A 20,613-nucleotide genomic window follows, 5' to 3' on the forward strand; every position below is an offset into this window, starting at 1 on the left:
GAGGATAATCACTGTGAATCAAGGACTACTTAATCTTGAAACTTCGGCCTTTTATGTCATGTTAATGGCCTACACTCTGTGTATGTTTTTTTACTGGGCGTGGATGGGCTCTAAGAAAGACCTAATGGGTCAATTCGCTACCTATCTTGCCATTGTTGGCTTAATCGCTAATACTGCGGCGATTATTTTGCGAATGATTATTGCAGGACGTCCCCCGCTTTCTAATTCCTATGAATTTTTGCTTACCTTTGTTTGGGGAATTACCCTAGTCCATCTATTCATAGAGTATCGTTACAAGCTAAGGTCTCTTGGTGGATTTGTCATGCCAATTTCCTTTCTGATCTTGATGTTCATTATTATGAGCATGGGACCGGAGGAGAGAATTGCTCAAGCGATTCCCCCAGCCCTTAAAAGTAAATGGCTGACCTTTCACGTATTGACCGCTACGCTGGCTTACGGAGCGTTTGCCATATCCTTTGGATTAGGGATTATGTATCTGCTAAAAATGAGCAGAGGCGCTGATAATAAAACAAATCCACAAGGATTTATCTCTCGCTTCCCTGATCTCGAGACAATCGATGAGCTGTCTTACAAAGTCATAGGATTTGCCTTTCCCCTCTTGACCCTGTGCATTATTACGGGTGCAATCTGGGCAAATTATGCCTGGGGCACTTACTGGTCCTGGGATCCTAAGGAAACCTGGTCTTTGATTACTTGGATTATCTATGCAGCCTATTTGCATGCCAGGTTAATGTATGGCTGGAAGGGGAAAAGGGCAGCTTGGATGACAATTTTTGGGTTTGCTGCGGTTCTATTCACTTTCTTTGGAGTAAATTACTTTTTGCCAGGGTTACATTCCTATGCTAGCAGCCAATTGATCTCGATTGTTTAATGCTATAGTTGCATAGACAGTACGGCTGCAGTAAATTCAAGAAACCACAAGTTTTGGCAGGAAATATGTCCGAATAAGCCGAATTTATAGTTAGATAAAACGTTGGAGAAGGTGACTAGAGTTTATGTCGCAGTATTATCCCATATTTATAGACTTAAAGGCTCTGCCGGTTTTGGTTGTCGGGGGAGGAAATGTGGCTTTGCGCAAAGTTCAAACTCTTTTACATCATGGAGCATTGGTGCGCATTGTTTCTCCTCGTCTCGATCCGGAACTTAAAGAACTGATTGATGGAGAAACTTGTTTTTGGGTGGAAAAGAACTATTCTTCGGAAGATATTCAAGAGGCCAGGCTTGTTTTTTCATGTACAGAGATTGAGGAAGTAAATGCCCAAGTGTCACGTGATGCGAATGCTCTTTATCGACTGGTCAATGTCGTAGATGATCCAGACAAATGTAGTTTTATCGTACCATCGATTATGGAGCAAGGAGATCTGAAAATTGCGGTATCGACAGGAGGAAGCAGTCCTATTGTTGCGCGGCAAGTACGTGCAGAGTTAGAAACTATGTACGGCTCTGAAATGGCGGAATATCTTACCTTACTCAAGAATTGGAGAAATAAAGCTAAGTCTGAATTGCCACCTGAAAAACGAAGTATCTTTTGGAATCGTGCAACGGATGGCGAAGTGAGAGAACTCATCAAAGCCCATCGATTAGCCGAGGCGAAAGGAGTGGTCGAAACATGTTTCCAGTCGCTATTGGGCTAAATCACCGGAGCGCGCCAGTAGAAATAAGGGAAAAAATGAGTTTTCACCCCTCTCAAATGCAGACGGCTCTTAAAGAATTGAAGAATTGCCCAGCAATACAAGGAGTCGTAATTCTCAGTACCTGTAATCGTACGGAGATCTATGCTGCTACAACGGATGTAGAAACAGGCATCCGTTCTATAAAGGAGTTTTTTGCTAGTCATCACGGACTTGAGGAAGGGATACTCGAGAACTACTTATATGCCCATACCCTATATGATGCCGTTCGCCACTTGTATCGAGTAGTATCTGGTTTGGATTCCATGGTTCGAGGAGAGACTCAAATTCTGGGACAGGTTAGTACTGCTTATCAACAAGCTAACGATGCTGAGGTTACCAACAAAGTGATCAATGTGCTTTTTCAGAATGCACTAGCAGTAGGCAAACGTGTTCGTACAGAAACTTTAATCGACCAGCATCCCGTTTCCATTAGTTATACAGCCGTAGAGCTCGCCAAACAACAATTTGGTGAACTTCAAGGTAAAGGAATTTTAATTATGGGAGCAGGGGAAATGAGTACCCTGACAGCTAAACACTTGGTATCGGCAGGGGCAACTACAGTCTTGGTCTCGAATCGATCCTATGAAAAAGCTGTGATATTGGCCCAGGAGTGTTGTGGACGGGCGGTTCGCCTTGATGATGTTGATCAGTACCTCGAAGAAGTAGACATTGTCATTTCTGCGACGGCTTCAAAACATTTTGTGTTGTTGCCGGAACGGATGCTGGGAATTATGAAAAACCGTAAGAATCGACCTATCCTGATTATTGATATCGCAGTACCTCGTGATATTCACCCTGATGTAGGAAAGATTCCTCAAATTACGTTGTTTGATATTGATGATTTGCGCGGGGTGGTTGACCGTCATCATCAAGAGCGTGAACTTGCGGCTCAAAAGGCTGAAAAGATTATCGATGAAGAAATGGAATTATTTCTAAAATGGCACAATACCTTATATGTTGTTCCGACGATTTTAGCTTTACAGGAAAAGGGAGAGAAGATTAGAGATCTGCAAGTTGAGCGCGCCCTAACGCATTTATCAGGGTTAACGCCCAAACAAGAGAAAGTAATACGATCTATGGCAAATTCTATTGTCAATCATCTGTTACATGTGCCGATTATCAACCTCAAAGAATATGCCAATACAAGTCAAGGGCATCTGTATACGGAAATACTACAGAACTTATTTGATTTAAATGTTAGGGGAGAGGGCTCACGCCCGAGCTTAATCTTAAAGAAGAGTCAAGGGCAGGGGCATCATAGGAGGGCTGAATGAAGAACATTCGTATAGGAACTCGGGACAGCCAATTAGCAATGTGGCAAGCCGAGTGGGTACAAAGTCAACTAACCAAACTTTATCCTCACCTTAACTTTGAGCTTGTCTCAATGAAAACCAAAGGGGATAAGATTTTAGATGTCCCCCTTTCGAAGATCGGGGACAAAGGACTATTTACGAAGGAATTAGAGCAAGGTCTGCTCAAAGACGAACTTGATATGGCAGTCCATAGTTTAAAGGACATGCCAACCTTATTACCACCCGGGTTAATCATTAGTGCCTTTTGTGAGAGAGAGGAGCCTAGGGACGTTTTTCTAAGCAGGAACGGGCTCTCCATCGAGGATTTACCTGAGGGAGCCATTATTGGCACAAGCAGTTTGCGCCGGAAATCACAACTTAAGCATTATCGCCCAGATCTTGGTTTTATGGATTTGCGGGGGAATCTCCAGACTCGGTGGAGGAAGTTACAAGAGTCCGAAATGGCGGGGATTATCCTTGCTGCTGCTGGTGTAAAACGGTTAGGGTGGGAAGAACGAATCACTCAAATTCTGCCGGAAGACATCATGCTCTCGGCAGTAGGGCAAGGGTCCATCGCCGTGGAAATTGATGAGAAACGTTCGGACATTGCAGATTTATTATCTCGACTTAACCATACTCCGACGGAACTAGCAGTGCGTGCTGAACGCGCCTTAATGCGCAAGCTTGAAGGAGGTTGCCAAGTCCCCATCGGGGCCTTGGGAGAAGTGGTTGATGGGCAGATTGTGCTTCGAGGAATGGTGGCGAGTCTTGATGGATCTCGCTTGATTAAGGCAGAAGCCAACGGAACTGATCCGGAAACAGTGGGCAACGAAGTTGCCAATCGTCTGATAGACCTAGGGGCTACCTCGATATTAGCGGAAATACGATAAGGAACTAGGGGACTTGTGTGACACAGCGCTCAGTGCTTACGACGCAGAGCAAACTAACCGTTTAAGCTCCTGCTATGGGGAGCGGGGTGCCTGCCAAACTCGCCATCCATGGCTCGGTTGGCTGCAGCGCACGTCCTTGTGCGCTGCCCCGAATCTGGGGTCGGTCGCTTAAACGGAAGTTTGCTATTCTGCTTACGTAAAGACGTCGCGACTGTGTGACACTGCGTCCCGGGCTTGGGGGACGGCGTGGACGTGGTTACGTAAAGTTTTGGGGACGAGGGAACACTTAGTGTTCCAATCTCGTTGATGCAAGTACCCCTTGAGAGTTGAGAAATCTCTGGAAGAATAAGAATTGTAGCATTGGTAATATGATAGGAGTGTTTCATTTTGAGTAAGGGATATGTATATTTAGTGGGTGCTGGTCCAGGAGACCCAAAGTTGATTACGATTAAAGGGTCAGAATGTATTGCTAAAGCAGATGTTTTAGTTTATGATCGGTTGGCTTCGCGACGTCTTTTGACATTAGCTCGTCCGGACTGCGAACTGATCTATGTAGGGAAATCTCCGGATCGCCACACACTTCGTCAAGAAGAAATTAACCAAGTCCTCGTCGATAAAGGGCTTGAGGGGAAAATAGTGACCCGCCTAAAAGGTGGAGATCCTTTTGTTTTTGGTAGAGGAGGCGAGGAGGCTGAAGCCCTACTCAAGGCAGGGATTCAGTTTGAGGTAGTACCAGGTATTACTTCGGCTATTGCCGTTCCTGCTTATGCTGGCATTCCAGTAACCCATCGAGATCTGACGTCCTCCTTTGCGGTCATAACGGGACATGAAGACCCTACAAAGAATGAAACAAGTATTCATTGGGACCACCTGGCACAATCCCATGGAACCTTGGTGTTTCTAATGGGCATGGAAAACCTTCCCCTTATCGCGCAGAAACTAATAGAAAACGGCAAGAAGCCAACCACCCCGGTAGGAATCATTCAATGGGGTACTAGACCGGAACAACGAACCCTCGTGGGGCAACTAGATTCTATTGCCTCAGAGGTTAAGAAGCAAAACTTCACTAACCCTTCGATTATTATCGTCGGTGAAGTCGTCTCTCTGCGAGAAAAACTCCAGTGGTTCGAAAAGAAACCATTGTTTGGTCAAAGGATTGTAGTGACTCGGGCACGCCATCAGGCCAGCGTGTTAACCCAGGAAATCGAAGCTTTGGGTGGAGAGGCCTGGGAATTTCCGACGATTGAAATTGTCCCTCCCACGGATAATGCATATTTAATTAAAGCGATGAATAGTTTACAAGGATTTAATTGGCTTGTTTTCACCAGTGTCAACGGGGTTGAGGCCTTTTTTGAAGAACTTAGCATTCAAGAGCGAGATGTTCGAGAATTAGCGGGTCTGGAGATCGTTGCCATTGGTCCGGCTACTCAAGCTGCCATTGAGAAACGAGGACTTCGTGCTGCCTATGTCCCAGAAGAATACCGAGCCGAGAAGATCGTGGAAGGTCTTTCGGGCCGGATTTCCTCTGGTCAAAGGGTGTTACTGGCCAGGGCAGAAGAAGCCAGAGATATACTGCCAGAATCTCTTAAGGCTATGGGAGTAGAAGTCTGGGATGTCCCAGTCTATAAGACGGTTCTCGGAGGAGCTAATCGAGAAGAATTACATCGTATGCTTCGTGAGAAGGAGATTCATACGGTCACATTTACAAGTTCTTCGACTGTGCGCAATTTTGTAGAACTTTTGGATGGAGAAATCTCTCTGCTAAAAGGTGTCTCACTGTATTCCATCGGACCAATTACTAGTGCCACTGCTCGAAAGCTCGGTCTGACGATCTATAAAGAGGCCAATGAGTATACAATTCAGGGATTAGTCGAAGCCTTATTGGAGGGGTAAAGGTATGATTAGTGTCACAAAGCTCTTATTTGATACAGAATACTTCGGAGACTCTCTTCGTTATAGTAAGCACTCGCTGGGGTCCCAGAACGGAACAACCGTCGGGTCTGGCCCGGTTGTAGTATGGAATTCGACTCGTACCTGTAATTTAAAATGTGTCCATTGTTATATGGAATCTGATGCTCAAAAATACCAAGATGAGATGTCAACTGCCGAAGCCAAACGCTTTATCGACGATCTAGCTGATTTTCGGGTTCCGGTACTTCTTTTCTCTGGCGGTGAACCTTTGATACGTCCTGACTTCTTCGAATTGGCAGAATATGCTACCTCAAAAGGTTTGCGGGCAACCCTTTCCACGAATGGTACATTGATCACGCCAGAAGTCGCAAAGAGAATCAAAGAAATCGGTGTTGGCTATGTGGGGATCTCATTAGACGGACTCCAAGATGTCAATGATAAATTTCGAGGTAAAGAGGGCGCTTTTAAGGCGGCAATGGAAGGGATTCAAAACTGTGTCGCTGTTGATCAACGTGTTGGGCTTCGTTTTACAATTAATCATCATAACATTCAAGAACTTGATAAAATTTTTGATTTTATTGAAGCAGAAAATATCGATAGAGTTTGTTTCTACCATTTGGTCTATTCCGGTCGCGGCAGCCAGATGATTGCTGAGGATGTGACTCCAGAAGAATCCAGGCAAGCCATGGATACCATCATTCGGCGTACACGGGATTTCGAAGAACGCGGTTTGAAGAAAGAAATCCTCACTGTAGATAATCATTGTGATGGAGTTTACATGTACCTGCAGGCCCTAAATGAAGATCCTGCCAGGGCCGAACGGATTAAAAATCTAATTGGATTTAACGGTGGAAACCGTTCAGGCATAGCCTTCGGAGAAGTAGATCCCCTGGGGAATGTACACCCCGATCAATTTACCCAGCATATCACCTTTGGCAATGTCAGAGAGCGTAAATTTGGAGATATCTGGACGGATCTAACTCATCCTACATTGGCGGGACTGAAAGATCGAAAGGACTTACTCAAAGGACGGTGTTCATCCTGTCAATATTTAAGTATGTGTAACGGTAATTTCAGAACGCGTGCTGAAGCCGTGACGGGAGATTATTGGGAATCAGACCCAGCCTGTTATTTGACAGACACAGAGATCGGCTTGAAGTAGGCGATCAAGTGATTCTTAGATTCAGATGGAGTTTGCCTAAGAGGAATTGATAGTCATCGGATAAATGAAAGATTATCCTGTCAGCTCAGGATGACATAGTGCCTCATACTTGATGGTTATTAAAGGAGGTCATGAAGAGGTGGAACTACAAAGGCGACCCCGCCGTTTACGAGCCAACGAAACTATTCGTAGTATGGTTCGGGAAAACCATATTAGAATAGAGAATCTGATTTACCCCATGTTTGTCATGGCGGGGGAGAAGAAAAAGGTGGAGATCTCCTCTATGCCCGGAGTCTATAATTTTTCTCTCGATGAGTTTATCTTGGCACTTCGGGAAGTTGTAGAACTAGGAATCCCAGCGGTCTTGCTATTCGGGATTCCGGAGAGTAAGGATAGTGTTGGTTCAGGAGCTTACCATGACCAGGGGATTGTACAACAAGCCGTACGCTTAGCTAAACAACACTACCCCGATCTCTATGTCATCACGGATGTCTGCTTATGCGAATATACGGATCACGGACATTGTGGGCTGATTGAAAACGGACAGGTTATGAATGACCCGACCCTCGAACTGCTGGCCAAGACGGCACTTTCTCAGGCCCGAGCGGGTGCGGATATGGTTGCTCCATCGGACATGATGGATGGACGAGTTGCTGCCATCAGGGAAATGTTAGATAACGAAGGATTTTCTCATATTCCCATCATGGCCTATTCAGCTAAGTTTGCCTCAGGATTTTATGGACCCTTTAGAGAGGCTGCAGGTTCAACCCCTCAGTTTGGAGATCGCAGAACCTATCAGATGGATTCAGCCAATGGCAATGAAGCAATGTTGGAAACGGATTTAGACATTGAGGAGGGCGCCGACATGATTATTGTAAAGCCGGCCCTGTCCTATGGAGATATAATTTATCGAACTAAAGAGCGATACGGCGTGCCTCTCGCAGCCTATAATGTCAGCGGAGAATACTCTATGGTTAAAGCCGCGGCAGCTAAGGGTTGGATAGATGAGAAACGCATTGTTCTGGAGGCCCTAGTGAGTATGAAGCGAGCAGGAGCGGATTTGCTAATTACGTATCACGCTTTAGACGTGGCACGTTGGCTAAGAGAGGAGCGTTAAGCATGATCGTTTCTTGGAATACAACGAATGATTGCAATATGTTCTGTGATCATTGCTATCGCGATGCCGGGTGTAGAGTTGAAGATGAACTCAACACGGCTGAAGCAAAGACCTTGTTAGAGCAAATTGCCAAAGCAGGCTTCAAGATTATGATTTTTAGCGGAGGGGAACCTCTGATAAGACCGGATATTGTAGAACTTGTGGCCTATGCCACATCACTCGGGTTGCGTCCGGTGTTTGGGACCAACGGAACTCTAATCACACTAGATTTAGCTCGCCAACTCAAAGAGGCTGGCGCTATGGGAATGGGGATTTCCCTAGACTCTTTGGATAAGGCTAAACATGATGAATTTCGAAAGTTCCCAGGTGCTTGGGATGGGGCAGTACAGGGGATGAAAAATTGCCGTGAGGTAGGACTGGCCTTTCAAATTCACACGACAGTAATGGATTGGAATGCCCATGAGGTAGAAGCCATTACGGATTTCGCTGTCGAACTTGGCGCTGTAGCTCACCATTTCTTCTTCCTCGTCCCGACGGGACGGGCGGTGTCCATCGAGGAAGAGTCCTTAAGAGCTGAGGCCTATGAGGATATTCTCACTCGTATCATGAAAAAACAACAAACCGTAAACATTGAATTAAAGCCTACTTGTGCTCCTCAGTTTATGCGGATCGCGAAACAAATGGGGGTTGATATGCGCTTTAGTCGCGGATGTTTAGCAGGCACAGCCTATTGCATTATTGGGCCCAAAGGCCAAGTTCAGCCCTGTGCATATTTAAATATTCCCCTAGGGGATGTTCGAGAGACTCCCTTTGACGAGATTTGGCGTAACAATGAGGTATTACAGAAACTACGTACATTAGACTATAAAGGCGGCTGCGGGTCGTGTGAATATAAGCGCGCTTGCGGCGGGTGCCGTGCACGTGCCGCTTATTACAATGAAGGAGATTACATGGCCGAGGAACCGTGGTGCCTATATCACGGAAGGAAGGGGGTTTAGTATGGATGCAACCGATCGAGCCCTACTGAATGCTATCCAAAATGATTTTCCAATTGCCGTTCATCCCTATCAGATCTTAGGTGACGCTGTAGGAACAACAGAGGATGACGCCTATAATCGAATTCAACATCTTCGCCAGGAAGGGATTATTCGACGTTTAGGGGGGGTCTTCGATTCTCGCCGTTTAGGGTATCACAGTACCTTGTGTGCCGGTAAGGTTCCGGAAGAGAAAATATCTGTCTTAGCTGAACTCTTAGAAGGAATTCCAGGCGTGACACACAACTATCTTCGTGATCATACCTATAATGTTTGGTTTACACTTATAGCACCCTCACTCACTGTTTCCGAACGCATCCTTCAAACTATTCGCGAAGTAACGGGAGTAAATGACATTTATACTCTTCCTGCATCACGTGTCTTTAAAATTAACGTCAATTTTGATTTTGATAGTTCAATTGACGAGCAAGAGAATGAACCGGATACATCAAAAGAACACTTTGTACGGGGCGTGCCTATGGAAGAGATCTCTCCTTATGAATTAACGGATGATGATATTACCCTTATACGAGTGCTCCAGGGTAATCTGCCTGATTCTCCAAATCCATTTGAAGTCCTAGCAGAAAGCATTCAATGGCCAACTGCCAAGGTGATTTCAGCAGCAAATCGTTTATTAGAGGAGAAAATCCTGAGGCGTTTCGGTGCAGTTCTTCGCCATCAAAAAGCTGGTTTTGTTGCCAATGCTATGGGAGTTTGGCAGGTTGATCCAGAACAGGCGGATAGGGTGGGACAAGTCATGGCGCGTTTTAAGGAAGTCAGCCATTGTTACCAGAGACCAACCCTTCCTGATTGGCCTTACAATATCTTTACGATGATCCATGGGCGTAGTACAGAGGATTGTAAAGATATCATGAAGAGAATCTCCCAAGCAACAGGGGTCAATAGGTTTTCTATGCTGTTTAGTGTTGCCGAATTAAAAAAGAGCAGTATGCAATATTTCTTGGAAGAAGAAAACTAGAGGGGGGTAAAAACTTGAGTTTTGTAGATGACAAAAGCCGCCAAGCATTTGCTAGGGCACAGAGAGTTATACCCGGTGGTGTAAATTCCCCAGTCAGGGCTTTCAAATCCGTAGGACGGGATCCGGTCTTTATAGAGCGGGGTCAAGGAGCTCATATTTGGGATATTGATGGCAATCAATACCTTGACTTCGTCGGTTCCTGGGGCCCTCTGATTGTTGGACATGCTCATCCGGAGGTAGTTTCAGCAATCAAACGGGTGGCTGAACTAGGAACAAGTTACGGTGCACCTACCGAAGTAGAAACCGTACTGGCTGAGGAAGTACTAAAGGCGTATCCTTCTATGGAGATGATACGCATGGTCAATTCTGGGACTGAAGCAACCATGAGTGCATTGCGTTTAGCGAGAGGGGTCACTGGCAGAGCCAAGATCGTCAAATTTGAGGGCTGTTACCATGGTCATGCTGACCAACTTCTGATCAAGGCCGGAAGCGGAGCGCTTACCTTTGGTGTTCCAACTTCTCCAGGGGTTCCGACTCAAACCGCAGCTACGACAATCTCTGCTCGGTTTAATGACCTAGAAGGATTGACAGAAATCTTTAAGCGCGAAGGGGAAGAGATCGCTTGTGTTATCTTAGAACCCGTAGCAGGAAACATGGGTGTAGTTTTACCTGAAAATGAGTTTTTACAAGGATTAAGACGTCTAACAGAGGAGTATGGGGCATTACTGATTTTTGATGAAGTAATGACTGGCTTTAGAGTAAGCTATGGAGGAGCACAGGCCCATTTTGGAATTGATCCAGATTTGACGTGTTTAGGTAAAGTGATTGGCGGAGGACTTCCGGTAGGAGCTTACGGCGGAAAACGCCGATTTATGGAACAGATATCTCCTAGCGGCCCAATTTACCAAGCGGGTACTCTTTCGGGGAATCCCTTAGCCATGAATGCGGGGCTGGCGACCCTAAAATTGTTACAACAACCAGGAACCTATCAAGAGTTACAAGCTAAGACAACACGGCTCGCTGAAGGGTTAAAGCAACTTGCTCAAGAAGCCGGGCTTCCAATTTGGGTGAATGCTGTTGGAGCCATGTTTTCTGCCTTTTTCACCAATACTCCAGTCAAGGATTATGCCAGCGCCTGCACATCAGATGTAGAGCGTTTTGCAAAGTTTTTCCGGGGAATGTTAGAACGTGGTATTTACTTAGCACCTAGTCAATTTGAAGCCGTCTTTTTATCGATAGCACATACAGAATCAGACATTGACCATACCTTAGAGCAGGCTCGTAACGTTCTAAAAACTCTTTGATAGATGGAAAGAGCGTAGATGTTAAACTAGGGTTATTAAGCAAATATAGCCCTCAAAAGGGGTGTCTCTTCCGTTGAAACCTAAACGTATCGTAAGAACTGTCATTTCGTTAAGCTTGCTTGCTGCCTTGATGGCAATCATCTATAGTTCTCAGACTAGCGATTCGTCTAACCCGCATGCGGCGATTCCTCGAGAAACTTGGATTCATGGACCCAAAGGACATGGATATGCGGTTGTGAACAATCAACAGCCGTGGAAACAGTGTTATGAGTGTCATGAAAAGAAAGGTTTAGGCGGCGAGGCATATTGTCAGAGTTGTCATGATCAATCAGGTGTAAAGGCAGCAATACCTCAAAGGCCTGCACAATAGTTTGTTCCGAGTCTAAAAAGCGCCGAAGAAAGATAAAATCTTTTTTCGGCGTTTGCTAGTACTGTCAGAAAGTATAAACTTGTGTTATATACTTCCCAAGCATAAGTGCAACTAAGGCTGCCGTCTGCGCCTGCGGCTTCTCCGCTAAGTTAACTATTTTGACTATCCAGATAAATCGATCTACAGTTAAATGGATCTTAACAGCGAGATTTTGAGCACAAAGATGATATACTACAAGAAACTCAAATAGAATCAGATAATAAGGAGATGGGTTAGTTTGATTCGAACCTTTGGATTCAGTAAGGACTCGGCCCCATACACTAATTTCAATCTTGATAGTTTAAGTAACCAAGATTTTCAATGGTATTGGGTTGACTTTGCTAATCCGAGTGAACCGGAAACGTTATTGTTGAGCAAGTATTTTAATTTCCATCCCTTGTCGATTGAGGATTGCGTTTTTTCATTGAATAAACCGAAATTAGACTACTATGAAGGATACAGTTTTTTTATTCTAAACGGTTTAAGAACTGATACTCTGGCCCCAACGGAGATATCCTTATTTATTAGTAATAATTATATAGTATCCTATCATTCCGATAGCTTAAAGGAAATAGATGAGGCCTGGGAGCGAGTTACTGGAGATCAAAAAAATTGGGACAAAGGGCCCTCGTTTGTAGCATATCAAGTTTTTGACAAAATAGTTGACCAGTTTTTTCCGGCTATTTATAAGATTGAGGATAAATTACATGAGATAGACTCAAATCAGGCTAATAAGTCAATTCATAGATTGTTAGATGATGTATTTACAATAAGAGGGGATTTATTGAAACTACGAAGAATCGTATCATCTATGAGAGACTTGTTGTATAGAATATTAAACTCTGATCGACTCCCTAGCTTTAATGAACGGAAACTATATTTTTCTCACATACATGATCATTTATTGAAACTTTCGGATATGATTGACTCAAGCAGAGAAATAACGTCTGACCTACGTGATAGCTACTTATCCATAAATTCGAACCGTATGAATACTAATATGATGGTATTAACGGTCATAACTACAATTTTTATTCCACTAACTTTCGTAGCAGGTATTTATGGTATGAACTTTCAATATATGCCAGAATTGAATTGGAAATATGGATATTTTATTGTTTTAGGAATAATGATCTGTATTGGCATCTCGATGTTTTTGTGGTTTAGACACAAAGGATGGTTTAATACATAATAGCGTTAAAACACTTCCATTATAAACAAGTAATGGTATAATTATGTATATGCTAGTAAGGAAAGGGGAGGTAAAAGAGATGATTAAAGTTATTGCTAAGCTAACCATCAAAGAGGATAGGGTCGAAGAATTCAAAACCTTGGTTCCTGGATTAGTTGAGGAAACTCGAAAAGAAGAAGGATGTCTTAGCTATCAATTATTTCAAGATCTTAAGAACAAAAAGGTCTTAACGTTTATTGAAGATTGGGAAAGTATGGAGGCCCTGCAACGGCATATGAAATCGAAACACTTCCAAGAAGCAATGCCCAAGATCGCTGAACTTCAAGAAAAGGAAATGGAACTTAGTGTAAGCAATTTGGTTATTTAAGTATACTTAATTAGCGGAAGCTATAAGATTTAGCCGGGAAAGCACTATATTCCCAGCTAAATCTATTTTTAGGTTAAGATTACCCTCGCATTTGAATCTGTGAACTATTCAGTATAAGATTAGACCTAAGGAAGGTGATACCATGAAATTTAAAGAGTTTACTTACCGGCGGCCAGATTTATCCCAGGTGGAAACTGAGTTTTCTAAGCTATTAGCAACCTTCGATCAAGCTGAAGATGTTGAGCAGCAGGATTTAGCAATGATCGCCATTAATAAATTAAGAAATCAGTTTGAATCGTCGGAACAGCTTGTACATATACGCCACACCATCAACACGACAGACCCCTTTTATGAAGAGGAACAGAGCTTTTTTGATGATGGAATGCCAATTTACCAAGGCTTAATCTCCCGATATTATCAGTCTTTGGTTAACTCTAAATTTAGGCAGGCTTTAGAAGAAAAATGGGGAAAACAACTCTTTATCAAAGCTGAGCTCACGATTAAAACCTTTGCCCCGGAAATCATTGAAGACTTACAACTGGAAAACAAACTTTCAAGTGACTATACTAAGCTCCTGGCTTCGGCTAAAATTATGTTTGAAGGAGAGGAAAGAAATCTACCTGGTTTAGTCCCTTTTCAATTATCAACTGATCGAGCTACTCGGAAACGTGCCAATGAAGCTAAATACGCTTTCTTCAAGGCCAATGAAGGAAGATTAGATGAAATCTATGATGGCTTAGTCAAAGTCCGGTCCCGAATAGCTCAGAAATTGGGTTATCCAAATTTCATTGAGCTTGGCTATGCCAGAATGATGCGTTCGGACTATTCGCCGGATATGGTGGCAAACTTTCGTAAACAGGTCAAGGAGTCGATTGTCCCGGCGGCTAGCAAACTACGAGAACGGCAAAGGAGACGGCTGGGGACGGCAGATTTAACTTATTACGATGAAAAGTTTAATTACCAAACCGGTAATGCCTACCCTCATGGGGATTCTGAATGGATAGTAGACAATGGGCGACGGATGTATAACGAATTATCTGCTGAGACTGGGGAGTTTTTTCAGTTTATGGTGGACAATGAGCTGATGGACTTAGTTAGTAAAAAGGGTAAAGCCGGAGGCGGTTATTGTGCTTACATCAGCCAGTACCAGGTTCCCTACATCTTTTCAAATTTTAATGGGACTTCGGGGGATATTGATGTCTTAACTCATGAGGCGGGGCATGCTTTTCAGGTTTATAGGAGTAAACACTTCCAAATCCCCGAATATCATTGGCCAACCTATGAGGCTTGTGAGATTCATTCAATGAGTATGGAATTTTTCACATGGCCTTGGATGGACCTTTTCTTCAAAGAGGATACAGACAAATATAAGTACACCCATCTGAGTGATGCCCTACTCTTTATTCCATATGGGGTCAGTGTGGATGAATTCCAGCATTATGTCTATGCTCATCCGGAGGCCTCACCACAGGATAGGAAAGCAGCCTGGAGAGAGATTGAACGAAAATACCTGCCTCATCGGAATTATGAAGATAATGACTATTTGGAACGAGGTAGTTACTGGCATCAACAAGGGCATATCTTTGGTAATCCATTCTATTATATCGATTACACATTAGCTCAGATTTGTGCTTTTCAGTTCTGGATAAGGTCCCGTGAAAATCGTGAATCTGCCTGGGCAGATTACTTGCGGCTCTGTGAGGCTGGGGGCAGTCAATCCTTCTTAGAACTAATTGAGTTAGCAAACTTGGTCTCTCCCTTTAAAGAGGGGTGCATTGCCTCCGTGGTGAAGGTCATTGAAGACTGGCTCGACGGAGTGGATGACAGTAAGCTTTAAATCAAAAAGCCAACCTTCACAACTGGTTGGCTTTTTGATTTGACGGAATAACTAGCGTGGTCGTATCCAAGTACCCCCAGTTTCCTGGATAACAACCTTTTCGATTTGTCCTGCTGCTGCTTGACGGAAACGGAGAATGGGTTCTTCCATAGGCTCTCTGGATAGGTTGAAAGATCCCCAATGCATAGGTACCACCCATTTTGCAGACATTTCCTCAGCCATTTTCCAGGCCTGTTCAGGAGTAGCATGTTTATCTTCAAAGGATTTTGGAGAGTAGGCGCCAATACCCATTATGGCTAAGTCAATGGGAATACCACTCAGTTGTTGCTTAATTAGTTCAGTGTAGCCTGTATCAGCACCAAAAAAAATACTCACACCATTTTTAGATAAGAGGAGACTGTTAGCTTCCATACCTTTCTTCCAGGGTATTCGGGCTCCCCAGTGCTTGCCTTCGATTGCTGTAACCTTAACCCCGGATAAAGACTTACTATCTTGCCAGTGCATCTCTTCAACAGATTTGAAATTCATACCATTCCACAAGGGAAGAGTATTTTTGGCGGTAACAACATGGGTATTGGGTGATTGTAAGTTACGCAACGTTGGATAATCGAAGTGGTCAGTATGAGCATGTGATACCAGTAATAGATCAAGAGGACCAACCTCGTCGCTAGTTAAGGCCGAAGCTATATAACGACTGGGCCCTATGGTTAAATTTCCTATGGGAGTAATACCAATACGTGAATCTAGGGCAGGATCAATCAGAATCTTTGTACCAAAGAAGTTAATTAGAAAACTAGCGTGACCAAGCCAAGCGACAGTGACATCATCCTTAGACCATTTGTTGGGAGTAGGGATAAAGTTAGGCCTCACGAATTTTTGTCCGGAGTTTTTCGTGCCTTGGTTACCGAAAACATTATCCATAGCAACATACCCTCCAGTCAACCCAAGAGTGCCTAAAAGGCCTAAGCTAATAAACTTTCTCCGTGTGAACCGTTTCGAGGAATTGCTTAGTGATTCCGAGTTGCTTAAATCAAGCTGATCCTTCAAGGATATCACTCCTGTATCTAAATATATTGTTTGCTGGAATCATATTATTGTAACAAGATTAGTTGAGGTTGTCATCTTAAAACAGTTAACCTGTCCCCTTGTTTCACCCTTGTCAGAAAATAAGAAATTTGTTGATAGTTTGATTGGAATATGGTATTATAATACTAATTCAAAACTATGAAACGTGGTTTCACATATTAAAACAGTATTCCCTTTAGGGGCTCTTTATTAGGCAATTAATATTTTGTAAAGGAGAGATTTTAATGACAATTTGTAGCGTAGAAAAGAAAAATGAACAAACAAATAACTCTAAGGATAAGGAAAATATTAAGCAATGTCGTCAACAAAATAACTCTGTCGATAAGATTAAAGTTAAACAAGCACTCGAAGCTGATGATTTATGCTATAACTATGAAACGGGGTTTCATTATATGAGACGGTAACAAGTTACATCCATCCAGCCACTCGGAAAACAACAAGTATTTAGCAGGGAGGCTTGTTATTATGAGAGAAAAACAACGAGAGGGATTAATGGAGGAAAATCGGTTGTTTTTCCCTCCTGCAGGGTTTTGTAAAAAGGCTATTATTCAAAACCCTCAAATCCACGAACTAGGGCAGGACCGGACAAAGTTTTGGGGCGAACAGGGAAAACGGTTAGACTGGTTTAAACCATGGGATACAGTTCTGGAGTGGAAACCTCCCTTTGCCAATTGGTACTCTGGCGGGACATTAAATGCAGCTTATAATTGCTTAGACCGGCATTTGAAGGGAGCGCGCAGGAATAAAGCGGCGCTAATCTTTGAAGGAGAGCTAGGAGAGCGAAGAGTATTAACCTATCAGGATCTGTACCGCGAGGTAGCTCAGTTTGCGAATGTCCTCAAGTCTTATGGTGTTGAAAAGGGGGACCGCGTGACAATTTACATGCCTATGATTCCAGAGGCTGTCATCGCGATGCTGGCTTGTGCTAGAATTGGTGCTCCCCACAATGTTGTATTTGGCGGATTCAGTTATGAAGCTCTAAGGGATAGAGTTCTTGATTCTCAGGCAAAGGTTATCGTTACCTCAGATGGGAGTTATCGTCGCGGAAATATTATTCCTTTAAAAGAAAACGTGGATCAAGCCTTGGGTACTGTTACTTGCGTTGAAAAGGTGATTGTTGTTCAACGTACAGGTCAACCTGTAGAAATGCAGGTCGGTAGGGATATTTGGTATCACGAGGTAATTAAAAATGTCTCAATGGTCTGCCCGGCTGAACCTATGGATGCGGATGATATGCTTTTCATACTTTACACAAGCGGTACAACTGGAAAACCCAAGGGCATTGTCCATACAGTCGGTGGTTATATGGTTGGGGTGTCAACAACTCATGAGTGGGTATTTGACCTTAAAGAAGAAGATGTTTATTGGTGTACTGCGGATATCGGCTGGATTACAGGACATAGCTATTTGGTGTATGGGCCACTATCAAATGGTGCAACGGTTTTAATGTACGAGGGAGCACCGGATTTTCCAGAAAAGGATCGTTATTGGGAGATTATTGAGAAATATGGGGTAAGTATTTTATATACTGCTCCAACAGCGATACGTACGTTTATGAAATGGGGGGAAAGCTATCCTTTAGGCAGGGATCTTTCCAGTCTGCGGCTTTTAGGTTCAGTTGGTGAACCGATCAACCCGGAAGCCTGGATGTGGTACTATAAACATATTGGGGGAGAGCGCTGTCCCATTGTTGATACCTGGTGGCAAACTGAGACAGGTATGATTATGATGACGCCCGTACCAGGGATTACTCCTCTGAAACCTGGATCCTGCACGACTCCCTTTCCTGGAGTTCATCTAGAAATTGTGGATCATAAGGGTGAACCCGTTCCGAAAGGAGAGGGTGGCTATTTAATCGTTCGTGAGCCTTGGCCTGCCATGCTTAAAACGGTCTATGGGGATAACAAGCGCTATGAAGATACATATTGGGGTCAATTCCCGGGTGTGTATTTTACAGGGGATGAAGCAAAATGGGATGATGATGGTTATTTCTGGGTAATTGGACGAGTGGATGATGTCATTAATGTCTCAGGGCATCGGATTGGGACGGCGGAAGTAGAAGGTGCTTTGGTAGATCATCCGGCAGTTGCAGAAGCAGCCTGTGTAGGCAGAGTACACGAAGTAAAAGGCCAGGCAGTCTTTGCATTTGTCAGCTTAAAAGAAGGAGTAGCCATTCACGACGAGCTTATTGCTGATCTGAAGGCGCATGTTGCTCTTAAAATCGGTTCCCTCGCACGACCTGATGACATTTTCTTAACGGATGAACTGCCTAAGACTCGAAGTGGAAAGATAATGAGACGTCTCCTCAAGGATATTGCCGAGGGTCGGGCAATGGGAGATACTAGTACATTAGCAGATGCAGCCGTCGTTAGTTTCCTGAAAAAGAATGTTCAAGCCCAGAAAGATCAAACAGCAACGATAACGATCTTGGGTCGGAATAAGATTTCAATACCTGACACAGCAACGTTTAATCGTTGTAAGGATGAATCTTATGAAGGGTACAGTTATACTGTATGGTACGCTACCCCTCCAAAGGATGGCTCCCGTCATCCAATGACTCATTTTTATTGCTTCCAATGGATACAAAAACTAAACTTAGTTTCCGAAGTCGTTGCGGCCATTACTAATATATTGCTCAACAATAAGGCTGCCTTAGAAACGATTTTTGCCAACGGAACACCGGATTTTAGTCATGCAGTGATCAATGAAGGGAAAATTACAGATGACTTAGCTGAGGAAGGACAAATCTGTTTTTGTGGTTCTGAAGGTTAATGAGGAATTTTACGTATGCAAAAAAGACCACTTTCGTGGTCTTTTATTGCTCTCTAAAGCATTGTGAATTGCCATAGGGGGGTCTTTGTTTTGAAAAAAGTGCCCAAAAACATTCTACCATCAGAGGAAGGCAGCTTCGCCCACAAGAGTGAACTCATTGCATGGAGAGGCAGTAAAGCCCACAAAGCTTGCATGGGAAGCGGAGCCACGGGTTCACATCAGGTATTACCCGGAGGTTTGGTGGAGCTCCCGCGCAAGCGAGTGGGCGAGCCTCGGAATGTTGAGTGACACGATGTGGGCGAAGCTGCCCGACCCCAGTAATCCCGCTTTCATACTGCTGATGCCGCCTAGCTGTACGAGGGTTCTAAAAAGTTTCCAGAAATAACCGAACGACATCAGCTCCACCAATTAAGGTGCCAATTGAGCCGCCTAAGTTTGCTAAAGTAACGATAATTAGAATACGTGTCACCTTATTATTCCAAAAACCTTTAAGACTAAAGACGTCCTCGGAAAGATTTTCAAAGTCTCTTACACTAGGTCGGCGGAGATAGGCTTGTACAATTCCTGCGAACCAGCCTGCCGCAATGAGGGGGTGTAGGGTGGTTATGGGAGCTACAACAAAGGCAGTAAGAATGGTAAGGGGATGTCCAAAAGCAAGTGCAGTCCCGAGGGCTGCAAATGATCCAGTCCATAGTACCCAACTTATGGTTTGTTGGATTCCTGCTGTGGGATTTGCTATAAAGGTATAGATAATAACGGCGACTATAAGGAGAGGAATTGACCAACCGATAACTTTAAGAGCCTTAGAAGGAGCTGGTATCTGTGATAAGCGTGCTAAATCATGTTCCTTATGCAGCTCTTCTTTAATACCAGGAACATGTGCAGCACCTAAGACTGCAACAACCTTGTTTCCAGGAGCCTCCTTAATTTTTTGGGATAAGTATTGATCTCGCTCATCAATGAGAGGAATTTTTAATTTAGGAAAATTCACAGTGAACTCATTCAGTATGGTATTAAGCATATCTTGAGATTTCATTTTTTCCAGATCTTCTTCTGAAATATCTTCATCATCGAAAATGCTAGCGAAGATCCCCGTCAGAAGCTTTGCTTTCCCCCAAAAACCTACTCCTTGCCAAATCCTAGCAAAGGTTACTTGAATATTTCTATCGGCTAGTACTAGGTTTGCCCCAATTTCTTTTGCGGATTCAGCACCTTGAATCATTTCTTGTCCAGCATTAATCCCAAATTGTTTGGCGATCCTTTTTTGGAAGGAGGAGATGACAAGGTTAATCAAAAGTAACGTCGCTTTCTTTTCTTTGATAATCTTGAAAATATCAGTCTCTTTCCACTTGTTGCCTTCGACAATCGTTTTATAGCGCGGTTCATCTAATTCTATACAGACAGAGTCGGGTTTTTCAAAGTCAATCACCTCCTTGACTAGATCGGCGCTGTGTTTTGACACATGTGCAGTTCCAATAAGGATAAATTCTTTACCATCAATAGTTATGCGAGTAATGTTTTCGTTTTCTTCAAACATAATTACCTTCCTTACCTTCCGTTACTTTCC

Annotated in this window: 19 protein-coding genes; 17 read left to right on the forward strand and 2 right to left on the reverse strand. The window is 43.6% G+C overall.

Annotated features, from left to right (window positions below):
• Nucleotides 1-13: 13 nt before the first annotated feature.
• From ccsB to HGJ98_RS00755, 14 genes are all read left to right on the forward strand, one after another.
• Complete coding sequence (ccsB, locus tag HGJ98_RS00690; protein ID WP_291349070.1) at nt 14-892, forward strand: c-type cytochrome biogenesis protein CcsB; 879 nt, start codon at nt 14-16, stop codon at nt 890-892.
• Nucleotides 893-1,016: 124 nt separating this feature from the next.
• A complete protein-coding gene (locus tag HGJ98_RS00695) occupies nt 1,017-1,655 on the forward strand; it encodes a bifunctional precorrin-2 dehydrogenase/sirohydrochlorin ferrochelatase (protein WP_291349071.1) in 639 nt (212 codons plus the stop codon).
• The gene (gene hemA, locus HGJ98_RS00700; protein WP_291349072.1) at nt 1,631-2,968 is read left to right on the forward strand and encodes a glutamyl-tRNA reductase; all 1,338 of its coding nucleotides are present in this window, start codon (nt 1,631-1,633) and stop codon (nt 2,966-2,968) included. The genes HGJ98_RS00695 and hemA overlap by 25 nt, the downstream gene beginning before the upstream one ends.
• Nucleotides 2,965-3,876, forward strand: a complete 912-nt coding sequence (gene hemC / locus HGJ98_RS00705) for a hydroxymethylbilane synthase (protein ID WP_291349073.1) — start codon at nt 2,965-2,967, stop codon at nt 3,874-3,876. The genes hemA and hemC overlap by 4 nt, the downstream gene beginning before the upstream one ends.
• A 387-nt stretch (nt 3,877-4,263) precedes the next feature.
• The gene (cobA, locus tag HGJ98_RS00710; protein WP_291349074.1) at nt 4,264-5,769 is read left to right on the forward strand and encodes a uroporphyrinogen-III C-methyltransferase; all 1,506 of its coding nucleotides are present in this window, start codon (nt 4,264-4,266) and stop codon (nt 5,767-5,769) included.
• A gap of 4 nt (nt 5,770-5,773) precedes the next feature.
• Nucleotides 5,774-6,949, forward strand: a complete 1,176-nt coding sequence (gene nirJ1 / locus HGJ98_RS00715; protein WP_291349075.1) for a putative heme d1 biosynthesis radical SAM protein NirJ1 — start codon at nt 5,774-5,776, stop codon at nt 6,947-6,949.
• 139 nt (nt 6,950-7,088) lie between these two features.
• The gene (hemB, locus tag HGJ98_RS00720) at nt 7,089-8,066 is read left to right on the forward strand and encodes a porphobilinogen synthase (protein ID WP_291349076.1); all 978 of its coding nucleotides are present in this window, start codon (nt 7,089-7,091) and stop codon (nt 8,064-8,066) included.
• Between the two features lie 2 nt (nt 8,067-8,068).
• On the forward strand, nt 8,069-9,064 hold the full coding sequence (nirJ2, locus tag HGJ98_RS00725; protein WP_291349077.1) for a putative heme d1 biosynthesis radical SAM protein NirJ2: 996 nt from the start codon (nt 8,069-8,071) through the stop codon (nt 9,062-9,064).
• A 1-nt stretch (nt 9,065) separates the two neighbouring features.
• Nucleotides 9,066-10,079, forward strand: coding sequence for an AsnC family transcriptional regulator (locus HGJ98_RS00730; protein WP_291349078.1), 1,014 nt, complete (start codon nt 9,066-9,068; stop codon nt 10,077-10,079).
• Between the two features lie 14 nt (nt 10,080-10,093).
• Nucleotides 10,094-11,383 (forward strand): glutamate-1-semialdehyde 2,1-aminomutase, encoded by a 1,290-nt coding sequence (gene hemL / locus HGJ98_RS00735; RefSeq protein ID WP_291349079.1) that lies wholly within the window; start codon nt 10,094-10,096, stop codon nt 11,381-11,383.
• 73 nt (nt 11,384-11,456) lie between these two features.
• The gene (locus HGJ98_RS00740; RefSeq protein ID WP_291349080.1) at nt 11,457-11,753 is read left to right on the forward strand and encodes a hypothetical protein; all 297 of its coding nucleotides are present in this window, start codon (nt 11,457-11,459) and stop codon (nt 11,751-11,753) included.
• Nucleotides 11,754-12,030: 277 nt separating this feature from the next.
• A complete protein-coding gene (gene corA / locus HGJ98_RS00745; protein ID WP_291349081.1) occupies nt 12,031-12,984 on the forward strand; it encodes a magnesium/cobalt transporter CorA in 954 nt (317 codons plus the stop codon).
• Between the two features lie 79 nt (nt 12,985-13,063).
• Nucleotides 13,064-13,351 (forward strand): putative quinol monooxygenase, encoded by a 288-nt coding sequence (locus tag HGJ98_RS00750; protein ID WP_291349082.1) that lies wholly within the window; start codon nt 13,064-13,066, stop codon nt 13,349-13,351.
• A gap of 142 nt (nt 13,352-13,493) precedes the next feature.
• Nucleotides 13,494-15,188: a M3 family oligoendopeptidase gene (locus tag HGJ98_RS00755; protein ID WP_291349083.1), complete on the forward strand. Its 1,695-nt coding sequence runs from the start codon at nt 13,494-13,496 to the stop codon at nt 15,186-15,188.
• A gap of 51 nt (nt 15,189-15,239) precedes the next feature.
• On the opposite strand, the gene HGJ98_RS00760 is transcribed toward HGJ98_RS00755, so the two are convergent.
• Entirely contained in the window at nt 15,240-16,235 is a 996-nt protein-coding gene (locus tag HGJ98_RS00760; protein WP_291349084.1) for an MBL fold metallo-hydrolase, read from the reverse strand.
• Between the two features lie 263 nt (nt 16,236-16,498).
• Between HGJ98_RS00760 and HGJ98_RS00765 the strand changes: the two genes are divergently transcribed.
• The 3 genes from HGJ98_RS00765 (at nt 16,499) to HGJ98_RS00775 (ending at nt 19,334) form a co-directional block, all read left to right on the forward strand.
• On the forward strand, nt 16,499-16,678 hold the full coding sequence (locus HGJ98_RS00765; protein WP_291349085.1) for a hypothetical protein: 180 nt from the start codon (nt 16,499-16,501) through the stop codon (nt 16,676-16,678).
• A gap of 61 nt (nt 16,679-16,739) precedes the next feature.
• Nucleotides 16,740-19,046: an acetate--CoA ligase gene (gene acs, locus HGJ98_RS00770; RefSeq protein WP_291349086.1), complete on the forward strand. Its 2,307-nt coding sequence runs from the start codon at nt 16,740-16,742 to the stop codon at nt 19,044-19,046.
• Nucleotides 19,047-19,136: 90 nt separating this feature from the next.
• On the forward strand, nt 19,137-19,334 hold the full coding sequence (locus HGJ98_RS00775) for a hypothetical protein (RefSeq protein WP_291349087.1): 198 nt from the start codon (nt 19,137-19,139) through the stop codon (nt 19,332-19,334).
• Nucleotides 19,335-19,410: 76 nt separating this feature from the next.
• Here HGJ98_RS00775 and HGJ98_RS00780 read toward each other — a convergent pair whose 3' ends face one another.
• Nucleotides 19,411-20,583, reverse strand: coding sequence for a TraB/GumN family protein (locus HGJ98_RS00780; protein ID WP_291349088.1), 1,173 nt, complete (start codon nt 20,581-20,583; stop codon nt 19,411-19,413).
• Between the last annotated feature and the right edge of the window lie 30 nt (nt 20,584-20,613).

The organism is Desulfosporosinus sp. (genome assembly GCF_014237355.1).
Classification (GTDB): Bacteria; Bacillota; Desulfitobacteriia; order Desulfitobacteriales; family Desulfitobacteriaceae; genus Desulfosporosinus.

Coding starts and splice junctions, on each gene's coding strand:
- HGJ98_RS00780 (WP_291349088.1), bottom strand. CDS start 20,583: ATGTTTGAAGAAAACGAAAACATTACTCGCATAACTATTGATGGTAAA.
- hemA (WP_291349072.1), top strand. CDS start 1,631: ATGTTTCCAGTCGCTATTGGGCTAAATCACCGGAGCGCGCCAGTAGAA.
- hemC (WP_291349073.1), top strand. CDS start 2,965: ATGAAGAACATTCGTATAGGAACTCGGGACAGCCAATTAGCAATGTGG.
- nirJ2 (WP_291349077.1), top strand. CDS start 8,069: ATGATCGTTTCTTGGAATACAACGAATGATTGCAATATGTTCTGTGAT.
- HGJ98_RS00695 (WP_291349071.1), top strand. CDS start 1,017: ATGTCGCAGTATTATCCCATATTTATAGACTTAAAGGCTCTGCCGGTT.
- HGJ98_RS00730 (WP_291349078.1), top strand. CDS start 9,066: ATGGATGCAACCGATCGAGCCCTACTGAATGCTATCCAAAATGATTTT.
- acs (WP_291349086.1), top strand. CDS start 16,740: ATGAGAGAAAAACAACGAGAGGGATTAATGGAGGAAAATCGGTTGTTT.
- HGJ98_RS00750 (WP_291349082.1), top strand. CDS start 13,064: ATGATTAAAGTTATTGCTAAGCTAACCATCAAAGAGGATAGGGTCGAA.
- HGJ98_RS00765 (WP_291349085.1), top strand. CDS start 16,499: ATGACAATTTGTAGCGTAGAAAAGAAAAATGAACAAACAAATAACTCT.
- nirJ1 (WP_291349075.1), top strand. CDS start 5,774: ATGATTAGTGTCACAAAGCTCTTATTTGATACAGAATACTTCGGAGAC.
- HGJ98_RS00755 (WP_291349083.1), top strand. CDS start 13,494: ATGAAATTTAAAGAGTTTACTTACCGGCGGCCAGATTTATCCCAGGTG.